Raw genomic sequence first — 22,417 nt, forward strand, 5'->3', positions numbered from 1 at the left:
ACCATGCAGGCCGACATCGTCCATCATGCCGCGCTCGACGCGCGCCTGGTCAGGGCCGTGCGCGGGATCAAGCTGCTCAGCCTGGCCAGCTGGCCCGCCGACGCGCAGGCCCCGTTCCTGGCGGGCGTGGCGCGCGGCCAGCCGGTGCTGCCGGTGATCGAGTATCCGAAACTGGAGTTCGGCGATGCACGGCGCGAACTGGCCGCCGTGTCGGCCGCCGCGGACGAAGCGCACCCCCTGGGCCGTTATCTGCGCGAATCCGCACATAGCTGGGACATCGCCGCGCAGCTGCTGGAATCGCTGGGGTCGCCACAGGTCACATCACATTCGATCGCCCTCTTCGGTACTCCCGAGGAATGCCTGCCCGGCGACGGCCCCACCACGCGCGATGCTGCGCGGCACTTCATCACCATCGCCAACGACCTGGACCACGAGCTGCTGGCGCCGGAGGAACAGATCCCGGTCTCCGCCACGGCCCTGCAGCTCCAGTTGCAGGCGGACCTGGACGATTTCTTCGACGGCCGCGTCATCACCGTCGAACTCGATCCCACCCTGATCGCGAAGGCGGCGGCCGGCGCCACCCGCATCCGCCTGCGCCACGGTGCCGCTTTCAGCGACTACGACCGCCGCCAGTTGCTGCAGCACGAAGCGCTGGTGCATTCGCTGACCGCGCTCAACGGCCGCGAGCAGGTGCACCTGCCGAGCCTGGCGCTGTCCTCGCCGCGGGTGACCGCGACCCAGGAAGGGCTGGCGACGTTCGCCGAGCAGATCACCGGCAGCATTGACATCGAGCGGATGAAGCGCATCAGCCTGCGCATCGAAGCGGTGGCGATGGCGTTGGCCGGCGCAGACTTCGTCGAGGTGTTCCGCTACTTCGCCGACGCCGGACAGAACCCGGCCGAGAGCTTCTCGTCGGCGCAGCGCGTGTTCCGCGGCGTGCCTACCAGCGGCGGCGCGGCGTTCACCAAGGACACGGTGTACCTGCGCGGGCTGGTCGGCGTGCACACGTTCTTCCGCCATTCGCTGCAGCAGGATCGGTTGCGCCTGTGCCGCCGGCTGTTCGCCGGCAAGATGACGCTGGAGGATGTCGCGGGCTTCGAGCCCCTGTTCGAATCGGGCGTGCTGGCGCCGCCGCGCTGGTTGCCGCGCTGGGTGAGCCGCGCCAGCGGGTTGGCCGGCATGCTGGCGTTCTCGCTGTTCGCCAACCGCATCCGCCTGGACCGGTTGTCGGCGGACGCGGTGTCCGCCGACTAGCCACAAAGTGCTAACCGTCCGGCCTGCGCCGGATGGCACACTGGCGGCATGAGTGCGCCCGCCATCCTCGTCGCCGACGACCATCCGCTGTTCCGCAATGCGGTGATCCACGCCCTGCGCGAGGCGCTGCCGGCCGCCACGGTGACGGAAGCGGCGGGCGCCGCCGCGCTGGGCCAGGCCCTGGACCAGCATCCGGACACCGACCTCGTCCTGCTGGACCTGACCATGCCGGGCGCGCACGGCTTCTCGGCGCTGCTGCATGTGCGTGGCGAGCATCCCGAAGTGCCGGTGGTGGTGATCTCGTCGAACGAACATCCGCGGGTGATCCGCCGCGCGCAGCAGTTCGGCGCGGCCGGCTTCATTCCGAAGTCCTCGCCTGCGGACACCATCGGTGAAGCGGTGGTCGCGGTGCTGGAGGGCGGGGCCTGGTTCCCGCCGCTGACGGCCGAACGCTCCGAGCAGGACGCCGCGCTGGCGGCGCGGCTGGCGCAACTGACGCCCCAGCAGTTCCGCGTGCTGCTGTGCCTGGCCGATGGCCTGCTCAACAAGCAGATCGCGCACGAACTCGGCCTGGCCGAAAACACCGTGAAGGTGCACGTCACCGCGATCCTGAAGAAGCTGGAGTGCCACAGCCGCACCCAGGCCGCGGTGCTGGTGAAGTCGTTGGAGCCGGAAGGCCCGCCGGCGGAATGAGTCAGCCCAGCCAGCGCGGCAACTGCATCACCAACGGCACGGTGGCGGCCGCGAACAAGGTCTGCCACGTCACCAGCGAGGCCATCAACGGCGCGTCGCCGCCCATCTGCCGCGCCATGATGTAGGCGTTGGAGGCGGTCGGCAGCGCGGCGTAAAAGCAGGCCGCGGTCGTCACGGACGCGCTGGCATCCAGCCATCGGCAGACCAGTACGGCGAGCAGTGGCAGCGCGAGCAACTTCAGTGCCGACGTCGCGCCCAGCAGCACAGGGCGCAGGTGATCGCGCCGGAACTGCAGGCCGCCGCCCACGCACAGCAGGCCGAGCGCCAGCGCGGCATCGGCGAGGATGTCGAGCGCCGCCGCCAGCGGCACCGGCAGCGGCAGGCCGCTGAGGTTGAACAGCAGGCCGGCCAGGGTCGACAGGATGATGGGGTTACGCGCCAGCGCGAGGGCGATGCCGCGCGCGCTGGCGTCGCCGCTGCCCCACCACGCCAGCGCGACGACGGCGATGACGTTGACCACGGGCAGGCAGATCGCCAGCGCCAGCATCACCATCGTGGTGGTCTCGGGCGGGAACAGCAGCGCCGCCACGGCCAGCCCGAAGTAGCTGCTCGGCCGGACCGCGCCCTGCACGACGGAGGAGCGGCTGGGGCCGGACAGCTGCGGCGCTGCCCGCAGTGCCAGCAGGACTACCGCCGTCAGCAGCAGTGTCGGCAGCAGGGCCGCGAGCGACAGATCGAGTGCATCGGCGGCGGAAAGCTTCAGTCGCGCGGCACCGACGAAGAGCAGCGCCGGGAAGGCCACGTAAAAGGAAAACCACTCCATCGCCGGGAACAGCCCGTCGGGGACGCCGCGCATCCGCCGCAACCAGGCGCCAAGCAGCACGATGGCCAGGACGGGGATGACGTAGCTCAGCATCGCGGGGCCATCGATCGATCCTCAGCGCGTGCGTCGCACGTGTAATTGGGTCATCAGCGCGCGCAGCGCTGCGGGCTTCACCGGTTTGGACAGGAAACCCCAACCGTAGGCCTGTGCATGCGCGCGCAAGGCATCGTCGCGTTCGGCGGTGACCAGGATCACCGGCGGCGAGGCTGCCCAGCGTTCGCACAGCGCGGTGTAGACCGTCGGTCCGTCGGTGTCGCCCAGGCGCACGTCGAGCAGCAGCAGGTCCGGCGCCTGCCCCGGCGCGGCAGCGGCCAGTGCGTCGGCGGGTCCGGCGGCCAACGGCACCTCGCATTCCCAGCGTTGCAGCAGCGCGCGCGTGGCTTCGCAGACGCGCGGGTCGTCATCGATGCACCACACCCGGCGGCCGCGCAGGGGCGAGCCGTCGTCGCTTTCGACGAGGGGGAATGCCGGTTCCAGGGTCGCCGCGTCGGCCGCCCCCCGCGGCAGTTCCACCCAGAACACGCTGCCACGTCCGAGTTGCGAGCGCAGGCCGATCCGGTGCCCGAGCAGCCGGCCGATGCGCTCCACGATCGCCAGGCCCAGGCCGGCGCCGCGATCGTTCACCACGCCGTCGCCGAGCCGGCGGAATTCCTCGAAGATCTCCGCCTGCAGGCTTTCCGGAATGCCGGGGCCCTGGTCGTGCACTTCGATGCGCACGCCCTGCGGGATGCGCCGCACACCGAGCAGCACGCGGCCTCGCCGCGTGTAGCGGATCGCGTTGGACAGGAAGTTCTGCAGGATGCGCCGCAGCAGCGCTTCGTCGCTGCGCACGATGGCGCCGGTCGGCACGCTGTCCAGCACCAGCCCGCGGTCCGCCGCGACGATGCCGAACTCGCGCGCCAGCGTTTCCAGCAGCGGCGCGAGGGCGAAGTCGCGCACCCGCGTCGGCAGCGCGCCGGATTCCAGCCGCGCGATGTCCAGCAGGCTGTTGAGGATCGCGTCCTGCGCGACCAGTGCGTTGTCCACGTGGTCGGCGATGCGGCGCGCTTCCTCGTCCGGCAGCCGGCCGCGCAGCGCGGAGACGAACATGCGGGCGGCATTGAGCGGTTGCAGCAGGTCGTGCACCGCGGAGGCCACGAAGCGCGTCTTGTAGCGGTTGGCGCTTTCGGCGGCCTGGGTCGCATCGGCGAGCGCGCGCGTGCGTTCCTCCACGCGGTGCTCCAACGCGTCCGCCAGCGAACGCAGTTCGCGCGCGGCGTTCTTGTAGCTGGTGATGTCGGCGTAGCTGGTGACGAAACCGCCATCCGGCAGCGGGTTGCCGCGGATCTCCAGCACCACGCCGTCGTCCTTCTCGCTCTCGCGCATGTGCGGCTTGCCGCTGCGCAGATGCTCAAGTCGGCGCTGGATCGCCTCTTCCACCGGACCCGGCCCGAGCAGGCCGCGTCGCGCGTTGAAGCGGAACACATCCTCGATCGGCCGGCCGACGTGGATCAGGTCCGGCGGGAAGCGGAACAAGTCCATGTAGCGCGAGTTCCACGCCACCAGGCGCAAGTCGGCATCGATGATCACCACGCCCTGCGGCAGGTGCTCCAGGCTGCGGCTGAGGCCGGCATCGGCCGAGCGCGCGGCTTCGACGATGCCGTCCTGCGCGGTGCGTAGTTCCTGCGCGTGCTGCTGCAGCACGGCTTCCAGTTCGGCGCGGCTGCGCTGGCGCAGCACGGCCAGGCGTCGGCGTTGCTGCATGAACAGCGCCAGGAACGACAGCGCCAACCAGCCGCCACCGGCCGCGATCGCCGCGGTGCGTGCGGCGGCGACGGTGGCCGAGGCGTCGTGCAGCAGGTGCAGGTGCCAGCCCTCTTCGGGCAGCGCCATCGACTGCCACAGCACCGGGTCGGCCAGCGGTGGGTCCAGCAAGCGCACGCGTCGCGCGTCGCCCGCATCCGAGGGCAGCGCCTGCACGCGCAGCGGCGAGAGTTGCTGGCGCGCGTACTGGCGGGTGGTGGTGAGTTCTCGCCGGTCGGTGTCGGTAAGCGTGCGGAGCGTGCGGTAGCGCCACTCGTCGCGGCTGGCGAGGAAGATCACGTCGTGCGCGTCGCTGACCAGGACGATGTCCGGCGTCTGCAGCCATTCCTGCTCCAGCGCATCGAGTTCGATCTTGATGACGACCAGGCCGGCCACCTGTCCATCGGGTCCGGTGATGGCCTGCGACAGGAAATATCCGGGCTCGCCGGTGGTCAGGCCGATGCCGTAGAACTGGCCGCGGCCGTCGCGCAGCGCCTGCTGAACGTAGGGGCGGAAGCTGTAGTCCTCGCCGACGTTGCTGGTGGGCTCGCGCCAGTTGCTGGCCGCCAGCGCGATGCCGTGGCGGTCGATCAGGGTGAGCGTGGAGGAGCGGGTGACGCTGTTGGCGTCTTCCAGGCGCTGGTTGAGCGCGTTGCGGCGCGCATCGTCCACCGGCGCGGCGAGCGCCTGGCGCAGGTCAGGATCCTGGGCCAGCACCTGCGGCAGCGTGCGGTAGCGGTCGATGCGTTGCTGCAGCGCCTGCGAATGCAGGTCCAGCTGGCGATGCAACTGGGCGGTTTCGTCGCGCAATGCACGCGCGCCGGCCCAGCGGTAGGCCATCGCCATCGCCAGCATCGCGCCGCCCACGGTGAGCAGTACGACGAGCAGGGTCTGGCGGTGGCGGCGCGTGCGCAGCATGGCGGCCAGTCTACGGGGACGCCGCCGCCGGGGCGCGGGCTAGTACCAATAGGTTATCGGTGCCGCGGCGAAGCAGGGGTACAACATGCCGGCCGCCGATCCGGGCGGCGTCGCCGTCCGTTCCGGAGTTCCCCATGCACCTGGCCGAAGCGCCCGTCCTGCCGCCGTCGAAGCAGCCGCTCTACAAGCAGCTGTACTTCCAGGTGATCGTGGCCATCGTGCTGGGCGCGACGCTGGGCCATTTCGAGCCGGCGCTGGCCGAATCGATGAAGCCGCTGGGCGACGCCTTCATCAAGCTGGTGAAGATGATCATCGCGCCGGTGATCTTCCTGACCATCGTCACCGGCATCGCCGGCATGACCCACCTGCGCACCGTGGGCCGCGTGTTCGCCAAGGCGATGGTGTACTTCCTGTTCTTCTCCACGCTGGCGCTCGTGGTCGGCATGATCGTGGCGCACGTGGTGCAGCCGGGCGCCGGCATGAACATCAACCCGGCCGACCTGGACCAGGCCGCGGTCAACGACTACGTGCAGAAATCGCACGAGCTGTCGCTGGTCGGCTTCCTGATGGACATCATCCCGAAGACGCTGGTCAGCCCGCTGGTGGGCGACAACATCCTGCAGGTGCTGTTCGTGGCGGTGCTGTTCGGCCTGTCGCTGGCGCTGGTCGGCGAGAAGGGCCGCCCCGTGCTGAACCTGCTGGAGGCGCTGACCGCGCCGGTGTTCCGGCTGGTGCACATCCTGATGCGCGCCGCGCCGATCGGTGCGTTCGGCGCCATCGCCTTCACCATCGGCAAGTACGGCGTCGGCATGCTGGTCAACCTGGCGTGGCTGGTCGGCTCGTTCTACCTGACTTCGCTGCTGTTCGTGATCGTCATCCTCGGCCTGGTGTCGTGGTGGTGCGGCTTCTCGATCTTCCGCCTGATCCGCTACCTCAAGGCCGAACTGCTGCTGGTGCTCGGCACGTCCTCGTCCGAATCCGCGCTGCCGTCGCTGATGGAAAAGATGGAGCGCGCCGGCGCATCGAAGTCCGTCGTCGGCCTGGTGGTGCCCACCGGCTACTCGTTCAACCTGGACGGCACCAACATCTACATGACGCTGGCCGCGCTGTTCATCGCCCAGGCCACCAACACCGAGCTGAGCCTCGGCCACCAGATCATGCTGCTGCTGGTCGCGATGCTGAGTTCGAAGGGCGCCGCGGGCGTCACCGGCGCCGGCTTCATCACGCTGGCCGCCACGCTCGCCGTGGTGCCCGAAGTGCCCGTCGCCGGCATGGCGCTGATCCTGGGCATCGACCGCTTCATGAGCGAATGCCGCTCGCTGACCAACTTCACCGGCAACGCGGTGGCCACGCTCGTGGTCGCGCGCTGGGAGAACGCGCTGGACCGCGACGCACTGGCGCGCGCGCTGGGCGGGCCGTCCGCACCGATCGCCGCCGCGCCCGATCCGGCCGCAGGCCCGGGCGACCCGACACGACTCACGGCCGACTGACGCCGGCCACACCACGTCTTCAGAGGAGGGACTGAACGATGCATACCAACCGACGCGCCGCCCCATTGCGGAGCGGTCTCACCCTGGCCTTGCTGGCCGTCATCCATGCGGCCGCGGCCCAGGACGCGCCGGCTCCGGCCGCGCCCGCGCCACAGGCCGAAGCCGCGCCTGCCGACGACGCCAAGACGCTCGACAAGGTGGTCGTGGTGGGCTCGCACATCCAGGGCGCGGCCACCACCGATGCGCTGCCGGTGCTGGTGATCGGTGCGGAACAGATCGATGCCGCCGGTGCGATCTCCGGCGACGAGCTGATGCGCACCATCCCGCAGATGGGCGACGTGCTGTTCGATGCGTCGAACAACCCGCAGACGAGCAATGCCGCGCGCGGCGACGTCAATTCGGTGAACCTGCGTTCGCTCGGCGTCGGCAACACGCTGGTGCTGCTCAACGGGCGCCGCCTGGTGCAGCACCCGACCAGCCAGGGCACGTCCGATACCGGCACGGTGCCGGTGCAGAGTTTCAATTCCAACGCGATCCCCGTCTCAGGCCTGGACCGCATGGAGATCCTGCTGGACGGCGCGGCGGCCATCTACGGTGCCGACGCGGTGGCGGGCGTGGTCAACACCGTGCTGCAGACCGATTTCGACGGCGTCAGCGCCAGTGCGCGCTACGGCACCGCGGAAGGTACCGGCATGAACGAGTTCGAGACGAATGTCTTCGCCGGCAAGAACTTCGATCGCGGCAACGTGTCGGTGTTCCTCAACTACACCGATCGTTCCGAGCTGATGGCGGCGGACCAGGAATTCACCTCCACCGACGACCTGCGCGCGCTGTTCGCCGATTACCCGGACTTCGCCGGCCTGACGGCGCTCGATGGCCGCTCTTCGCATACGCCCTGGGCGCGCCTGACCGTGGGTCCGCGCGCGGTGATCCGCTCGAACGGCGTGGCGGTGACGAACACCGCCGGCGCGTTCCGCATCCAGCCGTCGAGTTTCGGCTGCGGCGTCAGCCTCGGCAACGATCTCTGCCTGGCCAGCGGCAACCACAACTTCAACACCACCAACCGCGAGATGCGCTACGACACGCGCTACGGCACCACGGTGCGGCCGTCGGTGGAGCGCTTCAACGCCTACCTCACCGGCCACTACGCGCTCGACAACGGCGTGGAAGCGTTCGGCGAAGTGGGCTACTACCAGGCCGTCAGCGAAGCGCTGCAGCCGCCGGTGGTGAACCTCAACAGCCTGTGGATCCCCGCCAGCAACTACTGGAATCCCTTCGGCGCGACCACGCTGCCGGACGGCACGCCGAACCCCAACCGCCTGCCGGGCCTGACCAACGTGCCCGCCGCCGGCCTGCCGGTGCAGATGAGCAACTACCGCTACGTCGATACCGGCTTCCAGCGCGTGCGCGTGGAGAACTACCAGGCGCGCTTCCTGGCGGGCCTGCGCGGCGAGTGGAACGGCTGGAATTGGGAAACCGCACTGCTGTACTCCGAGGCCGAAGCCAAGGACCGGTCGCCCAACATCAACATGACCGCGCTGCAGCAGCAGCTCGCGTTGGCCACGCCGGATGCGTACAACCCGTTCAGCGGCGGCTGCGTGGGCACGCCGATGCACAGCGACTGCTCGCCCAGCTCGCAGGCGGCGATCGACGCCATCGTGTTCGACCTGGTCCGCAAGTCGCGCACCACGCTGACCATGGCCGACTTCAAGATGAGCCGCGCCGACCTGTTCGCACTGCCCGCCGGTGAAGTGGGCGTCGCCTTCGGTGCCGAGGCGCGCCGCGAGACGCAGGAAGACGACCGCGACGCCAACCTCGACGGCACCTACACGTTCACCGACATGGTCACCGGCGAGACCAACCTCAGCAACGTGGCTGCCGTGAGCCCCAATCCCGACACGCGCGGCTCGCGCAACGTGGGCTCGGCCTACGTGGAGTTCGCGGTGCCGCTGGTCTCGGCCGACATGGACATCCCGCTGGTGCACCGCCTCGACATGCAGTTGGCCGGCCGCTACGAGCACTACTCCGACTTCGGTTCGGTGGCCAAGCCCAAGGTCGCGCTGGCGTGGGACGTGGTGGAAGGCGTCCGCCTGCGCGGTTCGTACTCCGAAGGCTTCCGCGCGCCGAACCTGGAGCAGACCAACGCCACCCAGTATTCGCGCCTGGCCAGCGGCGTGGACCACATCCGCTGCGAAGCCGACCTGCGCGCCGGCCGCATCGCCTCGTTCAGCGCCTGCGGGCAGAACACGGCGGGCGCCTCGCTGCTGGTGGCCGGCAACCCGGACCTGGAGCCGGAAGAGAGCACCAACACCTCGTATGGCGTGGTGTTCCAGCCGACCTTCATTCCCGAGCGCTTCGGCAACTTCACCTTCACCGTCGACCGCTGGAAGATCAAGCAGGAGCAGATCGTCGGCCTGCTCGGCGCGCAGACCGCGCTGACGCTGGACTACCTCAACCGGGTGGAAGGCGGCAGCAATCCGCTGGTCGTGCGTGCCGCGGCGACGCAGGAAGACATCGACTTCTTCGCCGGCACCGGCATCGATCCGGTCGGCCAGGTCATCGCGATCAACGACCGCTTCATCAACCTGCAGCCGCAGACCGCTGGCGGCCTGGACATCGGCATGGACTGGTCGCTGCGCCGCACGCGCTTCGGCAGCTTCTCGGCCAGCCTCAACGCCACCAAGCTGCTGGAATTCACCCGCGATCCGGGCGATATCGTCAACGCGCTCTATGCGGCGCGCGCCGCCGGCACCATCGATCCGCTGACGCCCCTGCCGGACCCGAGCCAGCTGATCGGCCAGAACGGTCGTCCGGAGTGGCGCGCCAGCGGTTCGCTGACCTGGAACAAGGGGCCGTGGCGCGTCGGGTATTCCGCGCAGTACATGAGTTCGTTCGAACAGCCGCAGTTGCTGGGCGCGTCGGGCGACCCGTGGGTGGTGGACGATCGCCTGTTCCACAACCTGTACGGGCAATACCGCTTCCCCGACGGCACCGCGCTGCGCCTGGGCGTGCGCGACCTGACCGACGAAGGTCCGGCGCTGGCCGATGGCGGCTACCGCGGTTCGCTGCACAATCCGTGGGGCCGCTACTTCTACGTCAACATCGCCCGATCGTTCTGAGGAAGGTGCCCCCCGCCATGCGATCTCCGCACCGCCGTTGGCGAGGCCTCCTGCTCGCCGCCTGCCTGGGCGCATCCGCGCCCGCCGTGCAGGCGGCGACAGCGGCCGACGCCGACGTGGCGTTCGCCACCGTGCCGTGTCCGGCGTCCGTCGGGGCGAAGGTCGCCTGCCACGAGGGGCGCGATGCGCAGGGCGCGTGGCTGCTCGTCGCGGTGCCCGAGGCCTGGAACAAGCGGCTCATCGTGCATGCGCACGGCGGGCCGCGCCTGGGCGCGCCGAAGGCGGGCGATTCGGCGGAGGACCTGGACCGTTTCGCGGTGGTGGTGCGCGAAGGCTATGCCTGGATCGGCACCACGTATCGCCGCGGCGGTTACGGCGTGCGCATGGCGGCGGCCGATGTGGAGCACAGCCGGCGCGTGTTCTGGGCGCGCTGGGGCCGACCGGACCGCACGCTGCTCCATGGCCAGTCGTGGGGCGGCAACGTGGCGGCGAAAGCGGCCGAGCTGTACGCGCTGGAGATCGATGGCCGCGCGAACTACGACGGCGTGCTCAGCACCAACGGCATGCTGTATGGCGGCACGCGCGGCTACGGGTTCCGTGCCGACCTGCGTGCGGTGTACCAGTACTACTGCCGCAACCATCCGGCGAAGGGCGAAGTGCAGTATCCGCTCTGGCAGGGCCTGCCGGCCGCCGCACGCATGACGCGCGATGAACTGCGTGCGCGCGTGAACGCGTGCACGGGCGTGGATCTTCCCGCCGCGAAGCGCTCGGCCATGCAGGCGGCGAACCTGCGCGACATCCTCGCGGTCACCGGCGTGGCCGAGAAGCAACTGGTCGCGCACCTGGCATGGGGCACGTTCCATTTCCAGGACGTGGTGCAGAAGCGTCTCGGCGGCCGCAATCCGTTCGACAACAGCGCCACTCTCTATCGCGGGTCGCGCGACGACACCGCTTTGAACGCGGGCGTGGAGCGCTTCAGCGCCGATCCCGCCGCCGTGGCCGTGCTGGCCTACGACGCCGACCTGTCCGGGTTGATCGTGCTGCCGACGGTGACGGTGCATGCGCGCCACGACCCCACCGTGTCCTACGAAGCCGACGCGGCGTACGCGGCGACCGTCGCCGCTGCCGGACGCAGCCGCCTGCTGCTGCAGGCGCTGACCGACGAGCAGGACCACAGCCGTCTGCAGGATGCGACCTACACCACCGTACTGCAGGTGCTGGAGCACTGGCTGGACACCGGCGAGAAGCCCGCGCCAGGCGCGTTCCGCGAGACCTGCGGCCGTGCGTCGCAGCCACGCGATGCTTGCCGCTTCATGACACCCTGAGCGGGGCGTTTGCGCGCGCGGCGTGACGCAGCGCCGCATTCCGCGGAATCCGGCCCCGGCGGGGACCGGGTAGAATTGCCGCTCCCCCGCCTTCACCACAGGCACCGTTTCCGCGATGACGAACGACGATTTCAAGCAGGCCGCGCTCGAGTACCACCGGCTGTCCCCGCCCGGCAAGATCAAGGTCGCCCCGACCAAGCCGATGCTGACCCAGCGCGACCTGGCCCTGGCCTACTCCCCGGGCGTGGCCTACGCCTGCGAGGCGATCGTCGAGGATCCCAACACCGCCAGCGAGCTCACCGCGCGCGGCAACCTGGTGGCCGTGGTCACCAACGGCACCGCCGTGCTGGGCTTGGGCAACATCGGCGCGCTGGCCGGCAAGCCGGTGATGGAAGGCAAGGGCGTGCTGTTCCAGAAGTTCGCCGGCATCGACGTGTTCGACATCGAGATCGACGAGACCGACCCGGACAAGCTGGTCGAGATCATCGCCTCGCTGGAGCCGACCTTCGGCGGCATCAACCTCGAAGACATCAAGGCGCCGGAGTGCTTCATCGTCGAGCGCAAGCTGCGCGAGCGGATGAAGATCCCGGTCTTCCACGACGACCAGCACGGCACCGCGATCATCGTCGGCGCGGCCGTGGTCAACGCGCTGGAAGTGGTCGGCAAGAAGATCGGCGACGTGAAGCTGGCCACCAGCGGCGCCGGTGCGGCCGGCATCGCCTGCCTGGACATGCTGGTCGCGCTGGGCCTGAAGCCGGAGAACATCCTCGCCTTCGACCGCGACGGCGTGATCTACAGCGGCCGCCCGCACCTGGACCCGGACAAGGCGCGTTATGCGCGCGACACCGCCAAGCGTTCGCTGGCCGAGATCGTCGAAGGCGCGGACATCTTCCTGGGCCTGTCGGCCGGCGGCATCCTCAAGCCGGAGATGGTCGCCACGATGGCGGACAAGCCCATCATCCTGGCGCTGGCCAACCCGAATCCGGAAATCCTGCCGGCCGACGCCAAGGCCGTGCGCCCGGACGTCATCATCGGCACCGGCCGCAGCGATTACCCGAACCAGGTCAACAACGCGCTCTGCTTCCCGTACATCTTCCGCGGTGCGCTCGATGTCGGCGCCACCGTCATCAACGAAGACATGAAGGTCGCCTGCGTGCACGCCATCGCCAAGCTGGCGCGGCGCGAGGCCTCCGACCTGGGTTCGGCCTACGGCGACGACGTGCCCTGCTTCGGCCCCGAATACCTGATCCCGCGCCCGTTCGATCCGCGCCTGCTGGTGGAAGTGGCCGCGGCGGTCGCGCAGGCCGCGATGGACTCCGGCGTGGCGCTGCGCCCGATCCCGGACATGTGGGCCTACCGCGAGAAGCTGGGCCAGTTCGTCTACCGCACCAGCCTGATGATGAAGCCGGTGTATGACCGCGCCCGCGCCGACAAGAAGCGCGTGGTGTACGCCGAAGGCGAGGAAGAGACCGTGCTGCGCGCCGTGCAGACGGTGATCGACGAAGGCCTGGCGTTCCCGATCCTGATCGGCCGCCCCGACGTGATCGATGCGCGCATCCAGCGCCTCAGCCTGCGCATGCGCGCCGGCGTCGATTTCGAGGTCACCAACCAGGACGACGACCCGCGCTTCAACGATTACTGGCAGCACTACCACGCGCTGACGGCGCGCCGCGGCGTGACGCCGGCGGCGGCGAAGAACCTGATGCGCTCGCGGCCGACGCTGATCGCCGCGGTGATGGTGGCGCGCGGCGAAGCCGACGCGATGATCACCGGCCTGGTCGGCCGCTTCCACAAGAAGCTGGGCTACGTGCGCAGCGTGATCCCGCTGGACCCGGGCGTGCAGTCCACCTCGGCGATGACCGGCGTGATCAACAACCAGGGCGCGTACTTCTTCCTGGACACGCACGTGCAGGACGATCCGACCGCCGAGCAGATCGCCGAGGCCACGCTGCAGGCGGCGTACCGCCTGAAGCTGTTCGGCATCGAGCCGCGCATCGCGCTGCTGTCGCACTCCAACTTCGGCAGCCACGAGACGCCGGGTTCGATCAAGATGCGCCGCGTGCGCGAGCTGCTGCTCAAGCGCAAGCCGGACCTCAACGTCGATGGCGAAATGCAGGGCGACACGGCATGGGACGAAGTGCTGCGCAGCCGGATGATGCCGGGCAGCACGCTGACCGGCCGCGCGAACCTGTTCGTCATGCCCAACCTGGATGCGGCCAACATCGCCTACAACATGGTGCGCGTGGTCACCGACGGCGTGGCGATCGGCCCGATCCTGATGGGCATTTCGCGGCCGGTGCACATCCTGACCACCAGCGCCACGCCGCGCCGCGTGATCAACATGACCGCGATCGCCGCGGTGGACGCGCAGATCCGCCAGCAGCGCGAAGCCGAGCGCAGCGGGCCGGGTTGAGTAGGCCGGGTTGAGCAGGCCGGGTTAAGCAGGTTGTTTACGCCGGAATAAAAAACGCCCCGCATGCGGGGCGTTTTTCTGGCTGGGCTGTTGTAGGAGCGACGTGAGTCGCGACCGGATGCATGGACACGCCATAGACGCTTGATTCATGCGGTCGCGACTCACGTCGCTCCTACATCGGGCTGTCATGCCTCTTCCTCGCCATCCAGGATCCGCCGCTGCAGCGCATCCAGGTAGGCATCGGCATCGGCGGTGGATTCGAAGATCTCGTCCATCGGCACGGCCTGCACGATCTCGATGACCTTGCGGATCTGTTCCTGCGGATGCACCACCAGCAGGCGGCCTTCGTGCGGGGCCAGCGCCTTGCGCGCTTTCAGGATGCTGCGCACGCCGGCGCTGCTGATGTAGTCCAGGTGGGCGAGGTCCAGCACCAGCGCCTGCGGACGCGCCGCCAGCATCGGCGCCAGCGCTTCGTCCAGCTGCGCGTAGCTGAGCGTATCCAGCCGGCCGCTGAGCAGCACGTACTGGTTGCCGTTCACCGGCGGGTAGACCTCAATCTCCAATGTCATCGGGCATCTCGTGCAACGGATGTGCCGGGTGGGGGGCCCGGGTATGGAGGGGAGGGAGGTCGGATCGTAAAGCAAAAGCGAGACGACGCGGCCCGCGTCCGTCAGTCGTCGTCCTCCCCGGCCTGCAGGACCTTGCGCTGCATCGCATCCAGATAGGCGTCGGCTTCGGCCGTCGACGAGAAGATCTCGTTCAACGGTACCGCCTTGACCATGTCCAGCACCTTCTGGATCTGCGGCTGCGGGTTGACCAGCAGCACCTTGCCGCCATGCGGCGCCAGCGCCTTGCGCGCCTTGAAGATGGAACGGATGCCGGCGCTGCTGATGTACTCCAGCCCCGACAGGTCCAGCACCAGCGAATGCAACTGGCGCGACAGCATCGGCGCCAGCGCCTCGTCGAGGTCTTCGTAGGTGTGCGTGTCCAGGCGTCCGCTGACGGCCACGCGCTGGCTGCCCTTGCCCGGCGGCAGGATGTCGATGCCCAGGCTCATGATGCGGTCTCCTCGGTGGGGATGCGCAGCGTCAGCCGCAGCACGTTGTAGTTGCCGACGCGTTCGTAGTGGGCGTCCTCGGAGACCTGCCGCACCAGGTGCAGGCCCAGCCCGCCGGTCGGGCGGTCGAGGATGTCGGCGTCCAGGTCGGGCGCTGGCTGGTCGAGCGGATTGAACGGGATGCCGCTCTCGCGGAACTCGAGAGTCAGCAGGTGGTCGCGGATGCCGATGTCCACGCACAGCTCGTGTTCCTCGGCATCAACGCGGGCGAGGTCGCCGTGATCGATCGCGTTGCTCGCCAGCTCCTCGACGATCAGGCGCACGTCGCCCTGGATCGCGCGGCTGACGCCGTTGTTGGCCAGCACGGCTTCGAGCGACGCGTTGAGGTCGTCGACACGGGCGTGCTCACGGGGAATGAACAGTCGCATCTGCATGCGCGGTCTCCTGTGATGGCGGAGCTTCGGGGGAAGCGGGGGCGCTGTCCAGCCGGCGGCGGATGGCCAGAGCGGTGATGTCGTCCGATTGCGGCGCGCTGCCGGTAAATGCGTGAACCGCAGCGATCAGCCCTTCGCACTGTTCGCGCGCGTTCGCGCCGGGCCGCAGTGCGCCGGGGATGCGCTCGGGGCCGAACGCGACATTCTCGGGGTCGAAGGCCTCGGTGATGCCGTCGGTCCAGGCTAGCAGCGTGGCGCCGGCCGGCAACCGGCCCGACCACACCGGGAACGCATCGCCGACCTCGAAGCCCAGCGGTGGCCCGGGCTGCAGCGGCAACGCTTCGTGGCGCCCGTCGGCGTGCAGCAGGAGCGGCGCATCGTGGCCGGCGCTGGCCAGCACGCACTCGCCCGTGCGCACGTCGACGCGCCCGCACAACACGGTGGCGAACATGCAGGCATCGTTGCCCTGCACCAGCCGGCGCGAGGCTTCGGCGAGCACGCGGTCGGGACTGGCATGGCTGCTGGCCGCCACTTCCAGCACGGTCACCGTGCGGGCCATGAACAGCGCCGCCGGCACGCCCTTGTCGGACACATCGCCGATGGCGAACCACAGCGCGTCCGTGCCGGTTTCGATGAAGCTGTAGAAATCGCCGCCCACGGCCTTGGCCGGCTCCAGCCGCGCGTAGGCTTCCAGGTGGCTCTGCTCGCGGTCGATCACCCGGCCCGGCGGCAGCATCGCCTGCTGGATTTCGCGCGCGATGGACAACTCGCTTTCCAGCTTCTGGCGCGCCGCCGTCATGTCTTCGATCTCGCGCAGCTGCCGCTGGATCGAACCGCGCGCGTGTTCCAGCGTGCGCGCCATCTGGCCGACCTCGTCGCGCCGGCCCACGTAGGGCACGGGCATCGCATAGTCGCCTTCGGCCAGGCGCGCGGCGGAGGCCGAGAGGCGTTCCACCGGCTGGCTGATGTGGCGCGCCAGCTTGCGCACCACCAGCATGCAGACCAGCGCCAGCAGCGTGCCCACGGCGGCGAGCATCCACAGCGCCTGGTTGAGGCGCTCGGTGATCAGGTCGTACGACTGCGCGACCATCAGGTTCCAGCCGGTATCGCCCACCGGCTCCACGACGGTGTAGCGCCGTTCGCCGGTGACGGCATCGACGTGCGCGTGCTGCAGCGGCCGCCGCAGCCTGACGGCCTGCGCGGCTTCCTGCAGGTCCGTGCGGCCGGCGCGGCGGATGTACTCCCCCAGCGTTTCCAGACGTTCGACGCCCACTTCCGGATTGAGCGCCAGCGTGCCGGCGGGCGCCACCAGCGTCACCCGCCAGCCGGGCAGGTTCGCCAGCGACTCGACCATGTCGGTGAGGTTGGCCAGCGGCAGGTCGAGGCTGACCATGCCGCGGGTGCGTGCGCCGCGGCCGGGGTCGCGCAGCGGCATGTTGTAGGTGACCATCCACACCGCGCCCGCGGTCTGGTTGAGGTAGGGCTCGGACCACCAGCCGCTCGGCGACGCCACGGTGCGCTGGTACCAGCCCTGGTCGCGATAGGGGTATCCGTCGGCGACGAGGTCGCGGTCGCGCCCGTTCGCCGCCACGTAACGTGCGAAGGGGATGTCCTCGCGCGTGCGCGGCTCCAGCACCAGCAAGCCACCGGCACAGCCGGGCGTCGCCTTGACCATGGCGCGCAGCGTGGCGGTGAGTTCGTCGGGCGCCAGGTTGGCCGAGCCCACCAGGTCGGAGATGCCGTGCGTGGTGATGGTGACCACGCGCATCGCGTTGTCCAGCCGCTGCACGGCTTCCTGCGCGCTGGCCTGGGTGTCGCGGCGCGCGTTGTCCAGGATCATCCGCCGCGCGAACCACGACGTCGCCAGCACCAGCAGCACCAGCAGCACCACGTTCACCAGGCCCGCCCACAGGGCGATGCGCGTGCGCAGGCTGCTGCGCCAGTGCGAAGCACCGGCGGCAACTGGCACGACGTTCCCTGGCACTGCGTCTTGCATGCCGCCCCCGAACCTTCCCCCTGCGCCGATCATAAGCGCATTGGAATGTTGCAATACGGCAAAGGTCTTATTTTGGTGCTTCCATTGTCCCGGGACAGCTACGTTGTGTCCGTTCCATACGCCTGCGTAGCCAGGTCCTCTGCGGGGTGCGTGCGTTACACTTCAAGGTCTACAAGAATCGGCGACGCCACGCCCCACGCGCGGCGCAACAGGAGTGGGAATGAACTGGTTGAACGAGATGTTGCAGAGCGATCCGGACCCGCAGGAATCCCGCGAATGGATCGATTCCATGCAGGCGGTGATCGAGAAGAACGGCGCCCTGCGTGCTCACCAGTTGCTCGAAGGCATGGTGGAAGTCACCCGCCGCGCCGGCGCCTACCTGCCGTTCTCGCCGACCACCGAATACGTCAACACCATCGCGCCGCAGAACGAGGCCAAGAGCCCCGGTGACGCCGCGCTGGAATGGCGCATCCGTTCGATCATCCGCTGGAACGCGATGGCCACCGTCGTGCGCGCCAACCGCAAGCCCGGTGACCTCGGCGGCCACATCGCCAGCTTCGCCTCGGGCGCGACGCTCTACGACGTCGGCTTCAACCACTTCTGGCGTGCGCCGAGCGAGAACCACCCGGGCGACCTGCTCTTCATCCAGGGCCACAGCGCGCCGGGCATCTACGCGCGTTCGTACCTGGAAGGCCGCATCAACGAGCAGCAGCTGGACAACTTCCGCATGGAAGTCGATGGCCAGGGCATCTCGTCCTATCCGCATCCGTGGCTGATGCCGGACTACTGGCAGACCCCGACCGTCTCGATGGGCCTGGGCCCGCTGGCGGCGATCTACCAGGCGCAGTTCATGAAGTACCTGGAGCACCGCGGCCTGATCGAGAAGTCCGACCGCAAGGTGTGGTGCTTCATCGGCGACGGCGAGAGCGACGAGCCGGAAACCCTCGGCGCGATCGCGCTGGCCGGCCGCGAAGGCCTCGACAACCTGATCTTCGTCGTCAACTGCAACCTGCAGCGCCTCGATGGCCCGGTACGCGGCAACGGCAAGATCATCCAGGAGCTGGAAGGCGTGTTCCGCGGCGGCGGCTGGAACGTCATCAAGCTGCTGTGGGGCAGCTACTGGGATCCGCTCATCGCGCGCGACACCACCGGCGTGCTGAAGAAGCTGATGATGGAAACCGTCGACGGCGAGTACCAGAACTGCAAGGCGTTCGGCGGCAAGTACACGCGCGACAACTTCTTCGGCAAGTACCCGGAGACGGCGGCCATGGTCGCCAACCTGTCCGACGACGACATCTGGCGCCTCAATCGCGGCGGCCACGATCCGCACAAGGTCTACGCGGCCTACCACGAGGCGGTGAACACCAAGGGCATGCCCACGGTGATCCTGGCCAAGACGGTGAAGGGCTACGGCATGGGCTCGGCGGGCGAATCGCTCAACCCGACCCACCAGACCAAGAAGCTGGACGACGAAGCCATCCGCACGTTCCGCGACCGCTTCAACATCCCGGTCAGCGACAAGCAGCTGGAAGAATCGGCGCAGGTGCCGTTCTACCACCCGGGCGAGGACTCGCCGGAAATCCAGTACCTGAAGTCGCGCCGCGCCGCGCTCGGCGGTTACCTGCCGCAGCGTCGCCGCAAGGCCAGCGAGTCGTTCGAGACGCCGAAGCTGGAGGCGTTCGACCGCCTGCTGAAGAGCACCGGCGACCGCGAGATCTCCACCACGATGGCGTTCGTGCAGGGCCTGAACATCGCGCTGCGCGACAAGCAGGTCGGCCCGCGCCTGGTGCCGATCGTCGCCGACGAGGCGCGCACGTTCGGCATGGAAGGCATGTTCCGCCAGATCGGCATCTACGCGCCGTTCGGCCAGAAGTACAAGCCGGTCGATGCCGACCAGCTGATGTACTACCGCGAAGACCAGTCGGGCCAGGTGCTGCAGCAGGGCATCAGCGAGCCGGGCGCGATGTCGTCGTGGATGGCGGCGGGCACCAGCTATTCGGTCAGCAACGTGCCGATGCTGCCGTTCTACATCTACTACTCGATGTTCGGCTTCCAGCGCATCGGCGACATCGCGTGGCAGGCGGCGGACATGCGGACGCGCGGCTTCCTGCTGGGCGGTACCGCGGGCCGCACGACGCTCAACGGTGAAGGCCTGCAGCACGAAGACGGCTTCAGCCATGTCATCGCCGGCAGCATCCCGAACGTGCGCAGCTACGACCCGACCTTCGGTTTCGAAGTCGCGGTGGTCTTGCAGCACGGCATGCAGAAGATGCTGCAGGAGCAGGTGGACGAGTACTACTACGTCACCCTGATGAACGAGAACTACGCCCATCCGGAAATGCCGGCAGGCGCGGCCGAGGGCATCATCAAGGGCATGTACCTGCTCACCGATGCCGGCAAGCCGAAGAAGGGCGAGCTGCGCGTGCAGCTGATGGGCAGCGGCACCATCCTGCGCGAGGCGATCGCGGCGGCCGAGCTGCTGGACAAGGATTTCGGCGTCACCGCCGACATCTGGTCCTGCCCGAGCTTCAACGAGCTGCGTCGCGATGGTTTCGACGCCGAGCGCTGGAACCGCCTGAACCCGGAAGCGAAGACGCCGCGCAAGGCCTACGTGACGGAACTGCTGGAAGGCCGCCAGGGTCCGGTGATCGCCGCGACCGACTATGTGCGCGCCTACACCGACCAGATCCGCGCCTTCGTGCCGGCGGCGTATACGGTGCTGGGCACGGACGGCTTCGGCCGCAGCGACACCCGCGCCAACCTGCGCCGCCACTTCGAAGTGGACCGCTACTACATCGCCCACGCCGCCATCGCCGCCCTGGCGAAGGAAGGCAAGATGACCGGCAAGGACGTCGCCCGCGCGATCAAGCAGTACAAGATCGACGTGGACAAGGCGAACCCGGTTACCGTGTGATGCACGCCGTTGCTCTCCGCACGCGGAGAGGATGACCGGACGAAGAAGCGGCCCCATGGCCGCTTTTTTGTTGGCCGACCGATTGACAGACCGTGAACCAAGGTTCACAGTCCGGGCTGGGTCAACGTCATGGATGACGCTGCATGGTCAAGGTCAGGAAGACACGGATGTTCGAGGACTGGTTTGTTTCGCTGCGCGACCGGCAGGCGAGGATGCGCATACAGGCGCGGATTGATCGGCTCGCCTTCGGCAATCCTGGACAGCACCGCGTGCTGATTGGCGGGGTGTGCGAAATGAAGATCGATTGCGGACCGGGCTATCGTGTTTACTTCACACGCTACGGCGACGCATGGGTGGTGCTGCTGTGCGGAGGCGACAAGGCATCGCAGCGTGCTGACATCGAGACGGCGTTGGCGCTGGCGAACGCGTTGGAGAACTGACATGACACTGAAGAGCACGCCGTGGGATTCGGCGGAATACCTGAAGACCGAAGCGGATATCACCGCCTATCTGGATGCGTGCTTCGAGGAGGCCGGCGATGATCCTACGTTCCTGGTGCATGCGCTGGGTGTGGCGGCGCGTGCACGCAACATGAGCCAGCTGGCGCGCGATACCGGACTGACGCGCGAGGGTCTCTACAAGGCACTCTCCAGCAGTGGCAACCCAAGCTTCGGCACGGTGCTGAAGGTGGCCGATGCGATGGGCTATCGTTTTGCGCTGGTTAGCAAGCGAGCCAAACCAAGCCGCAGGGCGGGCAAGCGGGCCATGGCGCAGGACGCGCCGACCAAGCTGGGATGAGTGCCAACACCGTCCGGCAGCGTGCAGCTTCGGCATGACGCTTACCCTCGATCACCTGCGCCGCTATGCCATCGCCCGCAGCCTGTTCAGACCGACCACCCTGCCGCGGGCGATCCAGCGGCTGGGCTTCGTGCAGGCGGACCCGATCCGGGCGCCGGCACGCGCGCAGGACCTGACCCTGCGCCACCGCGTCGCCGGCTATCGCGCCGGCGACCTGGAGCGGCGGTATCCACGCCTGCCGCTGGAAGAAGACTTCTTCGTCAACTACGGCTTCCTGCCGCGCGCGCATCACCAGCTGATGCATCCGCGTACGGCCCGCGAGGCGTGGACGCCCGCGCGCTGGAAGCAGGCGCGTGCGGTACTGGAGTTCGTCAGCGAGCGCGGCACGGCGCATCCCCGCGAGGTGGATGCGTACTTCGGTCATGGCAAGACGACCAACTGGTTCGGCGGCTCGTCCAACGCGAGCACGCAGTTGCTGGACGGCATGCACTACCGCGGATTGCTGCGGGTCGCGCGTCGCGAGGGCGGCACGCGCGTTTACGCGCCGCGCATCGGTGACGCGACGCCGGTCGCGGCAGTCGATGCGGAGGCGCGGCTGGATGCGCTGCTCGACATCATCGTCAACAAGTACGCGCCGTTGCCGGCGGCCAGCCTGGGCCAGTTGCTGGGTTACCTGCGCAGCGGTGTGCCGCAGTGGACGGGCCTGCGTGCGGCGGCATTGAAGCGTGCGCGCCAGCGGTTGGGCACGGCACGGGTCGATGGGGTGGACTGGTACTGGCCGGCGGACGAGGATCCGCGCTCACGGCGCTGGAAGCCTGACGACCAGGTGCGCCTGCTGACGCCGTTCGATCCGGTGGTCTGGGACCGGCGGCGCTTCGAGATGTTCTGGGGCTGGACGTACCGCTTCGAGGCGTACACGCCGGCGCCGAAGCGGAAGCTGGGGTATTACGCGCTACCGGTGCTGTGGGGCGACCGGGTGATCGGGTGGGCGAATCTTAGCGTGGTCGGTGGGGAGTTGCGGTCGACGTTTGGGTATGTGGATGGGCGTGGGCCGAGGGATGCCGAGTTTCAAGCTGCGCTTGAAGTAGAGTTGGAGCGAGTTTGCGTTTTCCTGAGGCTGCATTGATGATGCCTTCCGCCCAGCGAGCGAAGGCGACCTGATGCAGTCGGTGCGTTTCGAGCGCCTAAACTGCACGATAGCAATGTGAGTATGGTGAATTCAGATGAGGGGCGAATGTCGGCAGTGGTACGCCCCCGCTTTCGTAGACGGTTAGGGGCTTTGTTTTGAGTTAACCGCCTCAAACATCATTGGCGCAAGGCCTCCCAGATGTCCATGGCGGC

Annotated in this window: 16 protein-coding genes; 10 read left to right on the forward strand and 6 right to left on the reverse strand. The window is 68.6% G+C overall.

Translation table 11 applies throughout. The annotated features are described in order from the left end of the window. Positions 1 to 3 precede the first annotated feature (3 nt). Both ASD72_RS12240 and ASD72_RS12245 read left to right on the forward strand, forming a co-directional pair. Complete coding sequence (locus tag ASD72_RS12240) at positions 4 to 1,254, forward strand: flavohemoglobin expression-modulating QEGLA motif protein (protein ID WP_056880206.1); 1,251 nt, start codon at positions 4 to 6, stop codon at positions 1,252 to 1,254. A 48-nt stretch (positions 1,255 to 1,302) separates the two neighbouring features. Continuing rightward, entirely contained in the window at positions 1,303 to 1,947 is a 645-nt protein-coding gene (locus ASD72_RS12245; RefSeq protein WP_056880207.1) for a response regulator transcription factor, read from the forward strand. Between the two features lies 1 nt (position 1,948). On the opposite strand, the gene ASD72_RS12250 is transcribed toward ASD72_RS12245, so the two are convergent. Continuing rightward, the gene (locus ASD72_RS12250) at positions 1,949 to 2,863 is read right to left on the reverse strand and encodes an AEC family transporter (RefSeq protein WP_056880208.1); all 915 of its coding nucleotides are present in this window, start codon (positions 2,861 to 2,863) and stop codon (positions 1,949 to 1,951) included. Between the two features lie 21 nt (positions 2,864 to 2,884). Further along, positions 2,885 to 5,527: a PAS-domain containing protein gene (locus ASD72_RS12255; RefSeq protein WP_155944624.1), complete on the reverse strand. Its 2,643-nt coding sequence runs from the start codon at positions 5,525 to 5,527 to the stop codon at positions 2,885 to 2,887. Positions 5,528 to 5,664: 137 nt separating this feature from the next. On the opposite strand from ASD72_RS12255, the gene ASD72_RS12260 reads away from it, so the two are divergent. From ASD72_RS12260 to ASD72_RS12275, 4 genes are all read left to right on the forward strand, one after another. Next, a complete protein-coding gene (locus ASD72_RS12260) occupies positions 5,665 to 7,020 on the forward strand; it encodes a dicarboxylate/amino acid:cation symporter (protein WP_056880210.1) in 1,356 nt (451 codons plus the stop codon). Between the two features lie 38 nt (positions 7,021 to 7,058). Continuing rightward, on the forward strand, positions 7,059 to 10,139 hold the full coding sequence (locus ASD72_RS12265) for a TonB-dependent receptor (protein WP_056880211.1): 3,081 nt from the start codon (positions 7,059 to 7,061) through the stop codon (positions 10,137 to 10,139). Positions 10,140 to 10,156: 17 nt separating this feature from the next. Further along, entirely contained in the window at positions 10,157 to 11,464 is a 1,308-nt protein-coding gene (locus ASD72_RS12270) for a hypothetical protein (RefSeq protein WP_056880212.1), read from the forward strand. A gap of 115 nt (positions 11,465 to 11,579) precedes the next feature. After that, the gene (locus ASD72_RS12275) at positions 11,580 to 13,877 is read left to right on the forward strand and encodes an NADP-dependent malic enzyme (protein ID WP_056880213.1); all 2,298 of its coding nucleotides are present in this window, start codon (positions 11,580 to 11,582) and stop codon (positions 13,875 to 13,877) included. Positions 13,878 to 14,062: 185 nt separating this feature from the next. Here ASD72_RS12275 and ASD72_RS12280 read toward each other — a convergent pair whose 3' ends face one another. From ASD72_RS12280 to ASD72_RS12290, 4 genes are all read right to left on the reverse strand, one after another. Continuing rightward, positions 14,063 to 14,446, reverse strand: coding sequence for an STAS domain-containing protein (locus ASD72_RS12280; RefSeq protein WP_056880214.1), 384 nt, complete (start codon positions 14,444 to 14,446; stop codon positions 14,063 to 14,065). A 101-nt stretch (positions 14,447 to 14,547) separates the two neighbouring features. After that, positions 14,548 to 14,934: an STAS domain-containing protein gene (locus ASD72_RS12285; protein ID WP_155944619.1), complete on the reverse strand. Its 387-nt coding sequence runs from the start codon at positions 14,932 to 14,934 to the stop codon at positions 14,548 to 14,550. Beyond that, on the reverse strand, positions 14,931 to 15,368 hold the full coding sequence (locus ASD72_RS20635) for an ATP-binding protein (RefSeq protein WP_081420312.1): 438 nt from the start codon (positions 15,366 to 15,368) through the stop codon (positions 14,931 to 14,933). The genes ASD72_RS12285 and ASD72_RS20635 overlap by 4 nt, the downstream gene beginning before the upstream one ends. Next, a complete protein-coding gene (locus tag ASD72_RS12290; RefSeq protein WP_162250383.1) occupies positions 15,340 to 17,337 on the reverse strand; it encodes a SpoIIE family protein phosphatase in 1,998 nt (665 codons plus the stop codon). Before ASD72_RS12290 ends, ASD72_RS20635 begins: the two co-directional genes overlap by 29 nt. 247 nt (positions 17,338 to 17,584) lie before the next feature. Here ASD72_RS12290 and aceE point away from each other — a divergent pair, with 247 nt between their 5' ends. The 4 genes from aceE to ASD72_RS12310 all read left to right on the forward strand — a co-directional run bounded on the left by aceE (position 17,585) and on the right by ASD72_RS12310 (position 22,202). Next, on the forward strand, positions 17,585 to 20,278 hold the full coding sequence (gene aceE, locus ASD72_RS12295) for a pyruvate dehydrogenase (acetyl-transferring), homodimeric type (RefSeq protein WP_056880216.1): 2,694 nt from the start codon (positions 17,585 to 17,587) through the stop codon (positions 20,276 to 20,278). 143 nt (positions 20,279 to 20,421) lie between these two features. Continuing rightward, positions 20,422 to 20,718: a type II toxin-antitoxin system RelE/ParE family toxin gene (locus ASD72_RS12300; RefSeq protein ID WP_056880217.1), complete on the forward strand. Its 297-nt coding sequence runs from the start codon at positions 20,422 to 20,424 to the stop codon at positions 20,716 to 20,718. Position 20,719: 1 nt separating this feature from the next. Next, entirely contained in the window at positions 20,720 to 21,076 is a 357-nt protein-coding gene (locus ASD72_RS12305) for an addiction module antidote protein (protein ID WP_081420314.1), read from the forward strand. Positions 21,077 to 21,110: 34 nt separating this feature from the next. Beyond that, a complete protein-coding gene (locus ASD72_RS12310) occupies positions 21,111 to 22,202 on the forward strand; it encodes a crosslink repair DNA glycosylase YcaQ family protein (RefSeq protein ID WP_056880218.1) in 1,092 nt (363 codons plus the stop codon). Positions 22,203 to 22,417: the final 215 nt, after the last annotated feature.

This window comes from Pseudoxanthomonas sp. Root630, assembly GCF_001427585.1.
Taxonomy (GTDB): Bacteria; Pseudomonadota; Gammaproteobacteria; order Xanthomonadales; family Xanthomonadaceae; genus Pseudoxanthomonas_A.